Genomic DNA, 11,545 nt, shown 5'->3' with positions numbered 1-11,545 from the left:
ATTGTCCACGCACCAGCTCAGTAAACGAGTCCGTGAGCGATACCGAATTTAATGATTGGTTACAGGCATCACACCCGAATAAATGTGCTTCAATCGCGACCGATTCAGCATCGTTGAGTTTACCCACAACAAATTGGCGCAACTGCTCCATAGAGGGGTGACTAGACGATTCAGAAGTTAGTGTAATCAAATCATAAGACATAAATCATCTAGCCAGGTTTTGGCATCTTGCCGTAAACGCCGTAATACCCTGGACTTGGCGACATGCACCGAAGCAATAGAAACATTCATTTGTGCAGCCGTGTCTATGGCAGATAGGTCGTCTACAACATGGAGTTTAAAAATAGTTAGCGTTTCGGGTTGGAAATGCTCAGCCAAGTTTTCTAACAGAATTTGCACTACCACACGATCATGTGCGAGATTAAATAAATGGCTTTGGTTACTGTCCGCGTCTTCCAACTGCTCTAACATCAAGCTGAAATTGGACAAATTGACTTCAGTGTTGACTTTGCGTAAGTAATTTCTGGCAATATTAACAGTGACTAAGCGTAACCAATTGCGAAAAGCCCCAATTCGTCCGTTATGCTCAAATGAGTCGATGTTTTCCAGCAAAAATAGCAAAATTTCTTGGCTAATATCTTCAACATCGGTGGCTTGCAGCGCATGTGATTTTAGCCAATGACTAATCATAGGCTTATACAATCGGCAGAATTCTTGCCAAGCCTCACGATTATTAGCATTTAATTCTGCCAGCAGACTCACTTGGGTGTTGTGCATAACCTATTCAACTTGATTACTGACTCTAAAACGGTACTATCATCCATATGGGCAATGAGAGCCTTAGTATTTATCTCTTGTGGCTCTAGTTTTCTTAAGATTACGGACAAAATATATACTTCAAACGGCCACATTCGATTTTTAGATAGGGATAGGTAGAGTGCGCTGTGCGCACCGTATAATATCGTTAAAAATCAATGAAAAAGGTGCGCACAGCGCACCCTACAACAACACAAGATACCGAATGTGACCGTTCAGAGTATAGGCCAACGCTTTTAAAGTTCCCATCATAGCCTATATGTTAACCCAGTATCTATATCAAGAATACCAAAAGGGTTTAACTCAACGCATGGGATTAAATTGGCGCTTATGGATACAACTTAGCTTTGCTACAGGCAAAAAAAGACAGGCATAAAGCCTGTCAAAGTGTACCCACTAATGGGTGAGGTATGAGATAGAAAAAGAAAGTATCTAGTGCAGAAATCTATTAAATCAACTATTTAACGTTTGGCTATAGCCTTTGTCGAAAGTAGGAATATGTTTATCCAACCAAGACTTCACCATTTGGCCTACCGCATCAGTCACATCGGCTTCACCTGCATGAAATTTAGCTTGCAAGCCGACGCAGGTTTGCACCATCGCGTCATGTTCAGCTTTATGCGGTGCAAAAGCACTGTAACCTTTTGCTTGCATCTCACGCTCTTCATGCGCGAAATGCTCCGCGACATACCCGATTAAATCATCGAGCTGTGCGCCAATCGCTGAACGCTCAGCACCACCGGTTGCTAAATCATATAAAGTATTTAATTTAGCGAAGATTACTTTATGTTCTTCGTCAGCAAAACCAACATTCGTGCCATATTGATCTGCTGTCCAATTCATTAATGCCATATTATTATTCTCCTGTGTGTTAAACCGCATAAATAGTATGGTTAAAACCACAATAGCGGTCAAACAAGGTCTAGGGTGAATTTGAGCATAATCAAATATGACGAGAATATTGCATAGTGCTATTGCATTACTTAACAAAATCCAGTAGAGTGCCCGGCCTTGGGGGGCGACCTGGCTTCGACGCGGGTAGCAAAACCAAAAGTGCATGTCGAGGACTGTGACCTCGTAAATCCTACAGAAAAAAAGTATTCGCAAACGACGAAAACTACTCAATGGCTTTGGCTGCCTAAAAACAGCCTCCATTCCTCTGACTATTTGTGCTTGTGCGGGTAGAGTTGGGTTCGCCTGACGCTCAGGGGTCATCTACACAAGATCGCGCTGAAGTAAGTCCGGGATGGATGCGCTAAAACCTACGGAATCGCTGGCGGTTTTCTTGGCCTGACGGGTAGCCGACAGTTAAATCAAAAGTGCAGGATAAACATGTAGATCTTGAGGCGGAGTACTTGCGGACGGGGGTTCAATTCCCCCCGCCTCCACCAACGTTGAAAAAGGTGAACTAATCTCAGTTCGCCTTTTTTTATGCCTGCGCCGCCGTTGTAATCGCGTACATCTACCGGAAATTCTTGTCTGAATAGCCAATACAATTCGGCATAACTATTGCTTATACTGAAAAAAAATTGGCGCAAGAATAACAAATGACATCAGAAACCGTATTTGTTCGCATAACAGCCCCCTTGCAAACGTTGCTTAAAAAAGAGGCTGAGCAACTACAGGGCGACAGCTTAAAATATAAGCTATCGTTGTATTTTTTCACGATAAACTTGGTGTACGCCATCCTCAATAAAACGACGTCGATTAGTCTTTTAGTCACCGAAATCAAAACCTTGCCCATAGCTGAGCTTCAAGCATTGAGAGATAAGCTGCTCCCCAAACTCCTCTCCGGCGAACTCCAAATATTAAAACCCGATGAGGCCAGCACATGAGCGGCCGCATACCAGTAACCCGCCTTGAACACAGAGGTAAACAGGGCATATTATGAGTTATCAGCCACCGTTCACCATCACCACCGATATTGTCAACTTGGTGGCCGAAATCAGCGAGCAAGTAGGCAGACTAAATGCTCGTGCGCTCGATGTCTCGCCCCAATTGCGCAAGCAAAATCGCATCAAAACCATTACCGGTACGCTGGCCATTGAGGGTAACAGCTTAACCGAAGAGCAAATCACCGCGATTGTCGAGGGTAAGCGGGTATTGGGCAGTGTGCGTGAATTGGCCGAGGTAAAAGGTGCGATTGCCGCTTATGATGCTTTGCCAACCTTTAAGCCCTATAGCATCCAAGATTTACTTGCCGCCCATGGCTTGATGATGGCGGATATTCTGACCACTGCGGGCGCGTTTCGTAACAAGGCGGTAGGCATTCACAAAGGCAATGTGGTGCATCATGTGGCTCCGCCTGCGCATCAGGTGTCGGGGTTAATGGCTGAGTTAACGCTCTGGCTAAAACACGCGAAGGATCACCCCTTAATTACCAGCAGTGTTTTTCATTATGAATTTGAGTTTATACACCCATTTAGTGATGGCAATGGTCGTATGAGGCGCTTGTGGCAAACCTTAATTTTGGCGCAATGGCATCCGCTGTTTTTATCGCTACCACTAGAAAGTGTGATTAAAGAGCATCAGCAACAGTATTATCAAGCGCTTGAACAGGCCGATCAGCAAGCCGATAGCACACCGTTTATTCAGTTTATGCTCTCTGTGATTGCGCAAACTTTAATGCAAAAACGCCCCTGCAAAACGCCTCTGTTAACGCCCCTGTAACGATAGTTGGGTTAAAAACACCGGAGGCGATTTTGGCGTTACTACAAGACAACCCGCAACTGACCCGCCGACAATTGGCGAATACCCTTGGCAAAGACCTACGCACCATTAGCCGCGCTATCACTAAGTTACAACACGCCAGAAAGTTGAAAAGAGTTGGCTCTGACAAAACCGGTCACTGGGAGGTTTTGCTATGAACGAAGAACAACTCGAAACGCTCTGTTTAAATTTGGTTCCGCGAAGGCGGTTGGATGACCGCGACGAGTTGCGCAAGCTTCTGGCCGAGCGAGAGTCTGGCTGCATCATCTTTACCACAGTGCAAAAATTTGCCTTGCTGGATAGTGAAAGCAACCACCCAGTTTTGAATAGCCGCCACAATATTGTGGTGATTTCTGATGAAGCCCACCGCAGCCAATATGGATTAAAAGCCGTTTTAACCGCCAATGGTCAATACAAATTCGGCTATGCCAAGCACATGCGCGATGCCTTGCCGTTTGTTTCTTTTATCGGCTTTACCGGCACGCCGATTTCGCAAGAAGATAAAGACACTCGTGCCGTATTTGGTGGCTATGTGTCGATCTACGACATTCAGGATGCGGTTGATGACTGCGCAACAGTGCCGATTTACTATGAATGCCGCCTGGCTAAACTGGAATTGAACACAGCCGAGAACGAGGCGCTTTCTGCTCAGGTCGATGAAGTTGTCGAGGATAATGAAAAGCTAGCGGCGTAGTGACAAAAAATCATGACAATAGCCAGCTTGTTAATGTCAAATCAGAGCGCCGTATAGATAAGATAATAAGCATTCCATCTTCTCTAGCTTTTGGGTTTTAACCAAAACTGGGCTTACCAAAAACTTGAAAACAACAACCGAGTCCTGAGTGCACCATTCTAGTTCATTACGCCTCATTAACGAGCATAAACCCTCAATGATTTAATCGTTAATTACATCTCTGGCATGGCGACAACGTTCTATGCACCATTCTTTACATCGATATTTCAATGAGTCGCGTTTAATTCACTGAAGACGCTTAGCATAAATTCTGCGATAATAAATCTCCCATTCTCGGCACATTAATTGCTGAGATTCAACTTATTTGTTCCGCCCTCCTTTATCCGGCAGCTAGTAATGAAAGACAAAAAAACCTTTAAACCTTGTGATTTGGTGATTTATGGCGCGTTAGGCGATTTATCCAGACGCAAGCTAATCATCTCACTGTACCGGCTTGACAATGCTAATTTATTAGAACCTGACACCCGTATTATTGGTGTAGATAGACATGATTTCGATAAAGACCAGTTTATTGAAACGGCGCATAACAGCTTACAAGAATTTTTAAATGACACAATACAAGGCGAAGTCTGGGTACGTTTTTCTGCCCGACTCAATTATTTAAAAAATTGATTTAACCCAACCGGAGCAGTATCAAGCCCTGAAAACGGTCACCGATGCTAGTAGCCGTGTTTTAGTCAATTATTTTGCTGTTTCACCGGTATTATTTAGCAATATCTGTAAGGGCTTAGCTCATTCAGGTATTTTGACCGATGAATCACGCATGGTTATGGAAAAACCCATAGGACATAACCTGGCGAGTTCACGCGAAATCAATGATGAAGTCGCTAAAGTGTTTAGCGAAAAACAAGTGTTTCGCATTGACCATTATTTAGGTAAAGAAACTGTATTAAATTTGCTCGCAATTCGCTTTGCAAATTCGATTTTTACGACAAACTGGAATCACAATACGATAGACCATATTCAAATTACTGTCGCGGAAGAAGTCGGTATCGAAGGTCGCTGGGAATATTTTGATAAAACCGGTCAGTTGCGTGATATGGTGCAAAACCACTTATTACAAATCTTGACGTTTATTGCGATGGAGCCACCAGTTAACTTAGAGGCAGACAGCATACACAACGAAAAAATTAAAGTGTTAAAAGCCTTGCGTCCTATTACTGAGCATAACGTTGAGCAAAATACCGTGCGTGGCCAATACACTAGCGGCTATTTAAAAGGCAAAGCAGTGCCGGGTTATTTAGAGGAAGACGGCGCAGACACTGATAGCACCACCGAAAGCTTTGTCGCGCTTAGAGTCGATATTGATAATTGGCGTTGGGCAGGTGTGCCATTTTATTTACGCACAGGTAAACGTTTACAAGGTAAGCGCACGGAAATTGTCGTGTATTTCAGGCAATTACCGCATAATATTTTTAAAGACAGCTTTAAAGAATTACCTCCTAACAAATTAATTATTCATTTGCAGCCTAATGAAGGCATTGAAATCGAGATGCTGAATAAAATTCCCGGCATAGACGAAGATTTAAAATTGAAAAAGACCAAACTGGATTTAAGCTTTTCTGAATTTAAGAAAAATCGCATCTTTGGTGGTTATGAAAAATTAATTTTAGAAGCGTTACGCGGCAACCCTACCCTTTTCTTAAGCCGCGAAGAAATCGAACAAGCTTGGGTTTGGATAGACTCGATACAAAACGCATGGAAAAAGATGAATGTTGTACCCAAACCCTATTCAGCAGGCACTTGGGGCCCCGTCGCATCGGTCGCGTTGATTGCTCGCGAAAATAGAGCTTGGGAAGAATAACAATAACTAATCATACAGGATTAACCATGCACGCCCAGTTAGAAAAAATTACCAACACAATCATAGAACGTAGCGCAACTACCCGTCAGGCCTATTTGGCGCGCTTAGAACAACAGCGTGAGCAAGGCCCACATCGTTTAGGTTTGGGCTGCGGTAACCTAGCACATGGTATTGCCGCCTGCGCTGCTACGGATAAGCACGATTTAATCAATACACAAAAACCTAATATCGCGATTGTCTCGTCGTATAACGATATGTTATCGGCGCACGAGCCATACAAAGATGCCCCAACTTTAATCAAACAAACCATTGCTGAAGCCGGTGGTGTCGCGCAATTTGCTGGCGGTGTACCTGCTATGTGCGATGGTATTACCCAAGGCTATCCCGGTATGGAGTTATCGTTGTTTAGCCGTGATGTTATCGCCATGGCTACAGCGGTCAGCTTAAGCCACAACATGTTCGATGGCGCACTTTATTTGGGCGTATGCGACAAAATCGTGCCGGGGTTATTAATTGGCGCATTAAGTTTTGGTCATTTACCTGCCGTCTTTATACCAGCTGGGCCTATGCCTAGTGGCATTACTAACAAAGAAAAAGCCAGAATGAGGCAACGTTACGCTGAAGGTAAAGCCAGCCGCCAAGAGCTGTTAGAATCCGAATCTAAGTCTTACCATAGCCCAGGCACGTGTACCTTCTACGGCACGGCGAACAGCAACCAAATGATGGTAGAAATCATGGGCTTACATCTACCTGGCAGCTCGTTCATTAATCCTTACACGCCGTTACGTGATGAACTGACTAAAGCCGCCGCTAAGCAAGTGTTGAAATTTACTGCCTTAGGCGATGACTATCGGCCTATCGGTCATGCCATTAATGAAAAAGCCATTATCAATGCCATCATAGGCTTGTTAGCAACCGGTGGTTCTACTAACCACACCATGCACTTAGTCGCTATCGCCAGAGCCGCTGGCATTATTATCAACTGGGATGACTTCGATCAGTTATCTCAAATTATACCGTTGCTGTGTAAGATTTATCCGAATGGCCCTGCCGATGTTAATCAATTCCAAGCCGCAGGTGGTATGGGTTTATTAATCGGCGAATTACTCAAACATGGCTTATTACACGGAGACATTCTGACTATTGGCGATGAGCAAGGTATGGCGCAATACACGCAAGAACCGCGCATAATCGACGGTCAGTTAACTTGGCAAGAATCGCCTACTGCCTCATTAGCTCCGGATATTATTGCTAGCGTCGAACAACCGTTTGCCGCTGGCGGGGGTATTCACTTAATTCGAGGTAATTTAGGCCGAGGTATTTCCAAAGTCTCTGCTGTTTCCGAAGACCATCAAATTGTTGAAGCACCCGCAGTGGTATTCGATGACCAAAGTGAGTTACTAGCAGCGTTTAAACGTGGTGAGTTAGATAAAGATTTTGTCGCCGTCATTCGCTTCCAAGGTCCGAAAGCGAATGGTATGCCGGAATTACATAAATTAACCCCAGTACTAGGTTCTTTACAAGACCGTGGCTTTAAAGTGGCGTTATTAACCGATGGTCGTATGTCAGGCGCATCCGGCAAAGTGCCCTGCGCGATACACATGTATCCAGAATGCGCTAATGGTGGGCCACTGACTAAAGTGCGTAACGGCGATATGATTTCCCTTAATATTAAATCCGGCGAGGTTAATGTGCTCATAGACGCAGCCGAATTCGACGCGCGCAGTGTTGAACTGAATCCCACGAACTCGCATCACTATGGTATGGGACGCGAATTATTCGGCGGCTTTAGACAAGGTGCAGGCACCGCAGAAACCGGCGCTAGCAATTTATTCCTTATCGACTAACTCACTTAAAACACATGACATTATCACATTGGAAAGTACAACCTAAAGACGTATTAAACGCTTGCCCGGTCATGCCGGTCATGGTTATCCCCAATCTCGACGACGCCGTACCCTTAGCACAAGCATTAGTCGATGGCGGTATTAACGTCTTAGAAATCACCTTGCGCACACCGGTAGCCTTAGACGCGATTAAAGCGATTGCCAGCCAAGTCAGCAACGTCATTGTCGGCGCCGGTACGGTCACCACGCCTGAGCAATTAAAGGCCGCCGAAGATGCCGGTGCCGTCTTTGCGATTAGCCCAGGTTTAACGCCAACGCTATTAAATGCCGCTATAAACAGTGAGATTGCATTAATTCCAGGGATTGCCAGTTTGTCTGAGCTAATGCTAGGCATGGAATATGGCTTAGACCATTTTAAATTTTTCCCTGCCGAAGCGGCCGGCGGTATCCCTATGTTAAAAGCCATTGCCGGCCCTATGCCTAACATACGCTTTTGCCCAACCGGGGGAATCTCACCCGACAACTACCAATCCTATTTAGCATTAAGCAACGTGGCTTGCGTAGGCGGCTCTTGGCTAGCGCCTAATGATGTCGTCAAAGCCAAAAATTGGGCAAAAAGTTACCGAATTAGCCCAACACGCGATTGCCAACGCCAAGTCGGTTTAACCCTAACAACGTTTTGTACATTAACCTTCTAAAACAGAGAGAAGACCCATGACCAACCCACGCACTCTTAGTTTAACCGAGAACGCTCAGACTTTATGTGAATTACCTGTTTTAACCGGCTCAATAGGCCCGAATGTCGTTGATGTACAAGCGTTATATAGAGATACCGGCATGTTTACCTACGACCCTGGCTTTAATTCAACAGCCAGTTGTCGCTCGTCCATTACTTATATCGACGGCGAACAAGGTATTTTGTTATATCGGGGTTATCCCATCGAGCAATTAGCAGAGCAATGCAATTTCTTAGAAGTCTGCTATTTAATCTTAAACGGCGAATTGCCTAACGAAAAAGAACTCGCCGAATTTCAATACAACGTCACCATGCACACGATGGTGCATGACCAATTAACCAATTTCTTTAAAGGTTTTAGACGTGACGCGCACCCGATGGCGATTATGGTAGGCGTAGTAGGCGCATTATCAGCGTTTTACCACGATGCGTTAGATATACGCTCAAAAAGCGATAGAGAGATTAGTGCGATACGCTTAATCGCTAAAGTGCCGACGATTGTAGCCATGTGTCATAAATACAGCACCGGTATGCCGTTTATGTATCCACAAAACAAATTAAGTTATGTGGAAAACTTTTTACGCATGATGCACGCAACACCTTGCGATGACTATGTCGCCAACCCCGTTTTAGTTCGCGCTTTAGACCGTATTTTGGTATTACACGCCGACCATGAACAAAATGCTTCAACCTCAACGGTACGCTTAGCCGGTTCCAGTGGGGCAAACCCGTTCGCTTGTGTCACTGCCGGGATTGCTTGTCTTTGGGGAGCTGCACATGGTGGTGCTAATGAAGCCGTATTAAATATGCTAGAAAAAATTGGCGATGTTTCGCGTATCCCAGAATACGTTAAAAAAGCCAAAGATAAAAACGACCCGTTCCGCTTAATGGGGTTTGGTCATAGAGTTTATAAAAACTACGACCCACGCGCCAAACTGATGCGACAAACCTGTCATGAAGTATTAAACGAATTAGGCTTGCAAAACAATAAATTATTCGAGTTAGCGATGGAATTAGAACGTATCGCGCTAGAAGACGATTATTTTATTGAGAAAAAGCTCTACCCTAACGTTGATTTTTATTCTGGCATTGTCTTACATGCTTTAGGCATCCCCACCAACATGTTTACTGCGATGTTTGCGATGGGTAGAACCGTGGGTTGGATTGCGCATTGGGACGAAATGATTGCCGACCCTGAGCAAAAAATTGGCCGCCCAAGACAGTTATACACCGGAGCCATGCGCCGTGATGTACCTGCAAATCATAGAAAATCGACGATTTAAGCCTGGTACTGTTAAGACATGACATTGGGCACATGCTGTTGTGCCCAATATGTGTAGCGCACCTTATCTAAAAACCGAAAACTTAACCGTTTGAAGTATACAAACAAAACCCATCGCATCAGCCAGAAAACCATCAAATTTGGCCGCTTAACACTAAAGACAATAACACTGTCTGCTTACTCTCTACATAATGTCATAAACCCTACAATCACTCGCAGATTTATTTCTTTTATTTTCATAAAGATAAAAAAATTAATCATATTGGATTGTTTTTTGCATAGTAGTTTCTTATTAGCATATTTTAAGGAATTATTATGTCTTTACCGGTATTTTCGGAAATTTTCCAAAAAACTTTACGATAACCAAGTCGTACCGTATTTAGGGCCTGGTGCGCTATTTGACGCCAAAAACGCTGCCACACAACAAACCATCCCGGCTGATAGTGAAAGCCTGATTTTAGCGATGAACAACGGCAAGCCTATGGCACCTAAACTCATGTATGAATTCCCTAGAGCCGCAATGAATATGGAATTAAAACGTGGGCGTAATTTTTTAGGCCAATTCTTAACGCATTTATATGGCGAAACCGAATGGACGCGCGCGGCCTTACATGAATGGCTAGCCCAATGGAAACCGGCTTATGTGGTCGATATAAACCGCGATACCCAATTACAAGACAGTTATGCCGATGAAGAGCACACATTAATCGTAGGCCTGGCAAGAATTACTGAAACCCATTACCGTTTTAAGCTGTATCAGTTTGACGGTAAAGAGTACTTTGAAATCACTCAGGAACAAGTCGATCCGACGTTGCCTATTTTATTTAAGCCTATGGGTACACCTAAACCAGAAGCCAATTATGTCGCATCCGATGCCGATTATGTTGATTATATTACCGAGTTAATGGGTGGATTTGCGATTCCAGACTTCTTAAAATCTTACCGTAAAGACAAGCAATATTTATTCATTGGTATGCGTTTAAATCGCGATTCTGAACGCATGGTGATGAGCGATATTATCAGCGGTGGCGCTGAACATAAGGGTTGGTTTTTAAACAAGAACCCTACACCTAAAGAGCAACGGTTCTGCCAAAAAATGGGTTTGGAAATTATCGACGCCGATGTCGAAGACTTGTTAGCAGCTATATAGAATAATGCCTTCAGCGAGCTTATTTTACGAATTGCTACTCGACTATTGCCATACTCCAGCAGTGGTTGAGCAGGTCGTTATTGGTTTAGTTTGGACGCTTTGCCAATCGCAACAACAGATTGGCTTAGCAATGAGTCCGAACACAGCCACACGTACTTTGCCTTGGTCGGGTAGTTTAGGCGGCAAATCCACACGAGAAGTCGCGACGTGGATTTGGGACTATGAACCGTATAAAGCGACGGTGGCTATGGCTGCTATTAACAGTGTTATTAATAGTAGACCACTACCTGAATCTCTAGTACTACAACCTGCTCCTGATTATGCCAATCTTGCTGTATTTGAGCATTTTTTTACCCCAACTAAGAGATAAAAATGTAGTCGTAATAGGCCATTATCCAGGCATTGAGCGCTATCAGTCACAGATGAGGCTAACCGTTTTAGAAAGAA

At 44.1% G+C, this 11,545-nt stretch carries 11 protein-coding genes, 1 other RNA gene and 2 pseudogenes; 11 read left to right on the top strand and 3 right to left on the bottom strand.

All coding sequences use genetic code 11. From position 1 onward, the window contains the following. From VZ94_RS12395 to VZ94_RS12385, 3 genes are all read right to left on the bottom strand, one after another. Positions 1–202, bottom strand: a 202-nt coding sequence (locus VZ94_RS12395; RefSeq protein WP_045779468.1) for a zf-HC2 domain-containing protein, incomplete at its 3' end; no start/stop codon positions are given. After that, complete coding sequence (locus VZ94_RS12390) at positions 187–777, bottom strand: RNA polymerase sigma factor (RefSeq protein ID WP_045779467.1); 591 nt, start codon at positions 775–777, stop codon at positions 187–189. The genes VZ94_RS12395 and VZ94_RS12390, both read right to left, overlap by 16 nt. Positions 778–1,269: 492 nt before the next feature. Continuing rightward, a complete protein-coding gene (locus VZ94_RS12385) occupies positions 1,270–1,668 on the bottom strand; it encodes a bacteriohemerythrin (RefSeq protein WP_045779470.1) in 399 nt (132 codons plus the stop codon). Between the two features lie 162 nt (positions 1,669–1,830). Here VZ94_RS12385 and ssrA point away from each other — a divergent pair. From ssrA to VZ94_RS12340, 11 genes and pseudogenes are all read left to right on the top strand, one after another. Beyond that, positions 1,831–2,207, top strand: a transfer-messenger RNA (tmRNA) gene (gene ssrA, locus VZ94_RS24475). 156 nt (positions 2,208–2,363) lie between these two features. Beyond that, positions 2,364–2,651, top strand: coding sequence for a hypothetical protein (locus VZ94_RS12380; RefSeq protein ID WP_045779466.1), 288 nt, complete (start codon positions 2,364–2,366; stop codon positions 2,649–2,651). Positions 2,652–2,703: 52 nt separating this feature from the next. Then, complete coding sequence (locus tag VZ94_RS12375; RefSeq protein ID WP_239649896.1) at positions 2,704–3,486, top strand: Fic family protein; 783 nt, start codon at positions 2,704–2,706, stop codon at positions 3,484–3,486. Positions 3,487–3,518: 32 nt separating this feature from the next. Then, positions 3,519–3,683 carry a winged helix-turn-helix transcriptional regulator gene (locus tag VZ94_RS28985; RefSeq protein WP_239649895.1) on the top strand — a complete coding sequence of 55 codons (165 nt, stop codon included), beginning with the start codon at positions 3,519–3,521 and terminating at the stop codon, positions 3,681–3,683. Next, positions 3,680–4,219: a DEAD/DEAH box helicase family protein gene (locus VZ94_RS12370; RefSeq protein WP_045779465.1), complete on the top strand. Its 540-nt coding sequence runs from the start codon at positions 3,680–3,682 to the stop codon at positions 4,217–4,219. The genes VZ94_RS28985 and VZ94_RS12370 overlap by 4 nt, the downstream gene beginning before the upstream one ends. A 396-nt stretch (positions 4,220–4,615) precedes the next feature. Continuing rightward, a pseudogene (zwf, locus tag VZ94_RS12365) lies at positions 4,616–6,083 on the top strand (glucose-6-phosphate dehydrogenase). A 26-nt stretch (positions 6,084–6,109) separates the two neighbouring features. Continuing rightward, positions 6,110–7,930, top strand: a complete 1,821-nt coding sequence (gene edd, locus VZ94_RS12360) for a phosphogluconate dehydratase (protein ID WP_045779464.1) — start codon at positions 6,110–6,112, stop codon at positions 7,928–7,930. A 14-nt stretch (positions 7,931–7,944) separates the two neighbouring features. Next, positions 7,945–8,628 (top strand): bifunctional 4-hydroxy-2-oxoglutarate aldolase/2-dehydro-3-deoxy-phosphogluconate aldolase, encoded by a 684-nt coding sequence (locus VZ94_RS12355; protein WP_082081612.1) that lies wholly within the window; start codon positions 7,945–7,947, stop codon positions 8,626–8,628. Positions 8,629–8,644: 16 nt separating this feature from the next. Further along, positions 8,645–9,949, top strand: coding sequence for a citrate synthase (gltA, locus tag VZ94_RS12350; protein WP_045779463.1), 1,305 nt, complete (start codon positions 8,645–8,647; stop codon positions 9,947–9,949). A 314-nt stretch (positions 9,950–10,263) separates the two neighbouring features. Further along, a pseudogene (locus tag VZ94_RS12345) lies at positions 10,264–11,098 on the top strand (SIR2 family protein). 4 nt (positions 11,099–11,102) lie between these two features. Further along, positions 11,103–11,468, top strand: coding sequence for a DUF4213 domain-containing protein (locus tag VZ94_RS12340; protein ID WP_052700486.1), 366 nt, complete (start codon positions 11,103–11,105; stop codon positions 11,466–11,468). Positions 11,469–11,545 lie beyond the last annotated feature (77 nt).

The organism is Methylocucumis oryzae, assembly GCF_000963695.1.
Classification (GTDB): Bacteria; Pseudomonadota; Gammaproteobacteria; order Methylococcales; family Methylomonadaceae; genus Methylovulum; species Methylovulum oryzae.
This window is presented reverse-complemented; position numbering and strand designations above follow the sequence as displayed.

Excerpts from the sequence above, each read along its gene's own strand:
- VZ94_RS12390 (WP_045779467.1), bottom strand. The coding sequence starts at position 777 with ATGCACAACACCCAAGTGAGTCTGCTGGCAGAATTAAATGCTAATAAT.
- VZ94_RS12380 (WP_045779466.1), top strand. The coding sequence starts at position 2,364 with ATGACATCAGAAACCGTATTTGTTCGCATAACAGCCCCCTTGCAAACG.
- VZ94_RS12370 (WP_045779465.1), top strand. The coding sequence starts at position 3,680 with ATGAACGAAGAACAACTCGAAACGCTCTGTTTAAATTTGGTTCCGCGA.
- VZ94_RS12340 (WP_052700486.1), top strand. The coding sequence starts at position 11,103 with ATGCCTTCAGCGAGCTTATTTTACGAATTGCTACTCGACTATTGCCAT.
- VZ94_RS12385 (WP_045779470.1), bottom strand. The coding sequence starts at position 1,668 with ATGGCATTAATGAATTGGACAGCAGATCAATATGGCACGAATGTTGGT.
- edd (WP_045779464.1), top strand. The coding sequence starts at position 6,110 with ATGCACGCCCAGTTAGAAAAAATTACCAACACAATCATAGAACGTAGC.
- VZ94_RS12375 (WP_239649896.1), top strand. The coding sequence starts at position 2,704 with ATGAGTTATCAGCCACCGTTCACCATCACCACCGATATTGTCAACTTG.
- gltA (WP_045779463.1), top strand. The coding sequence starts at position 8,645 with ATGACCAACCCACGCACTCTTAGTTTAACCGAGAACGCTCAGACTTTA.
- VZ94_RS12355 (WP_082081612.1), top strand. The coding sequence starts at position 7,945 with ATGACATTATCACATTGGAAAGTACAACCTAAAGACGTATTAAACGCT.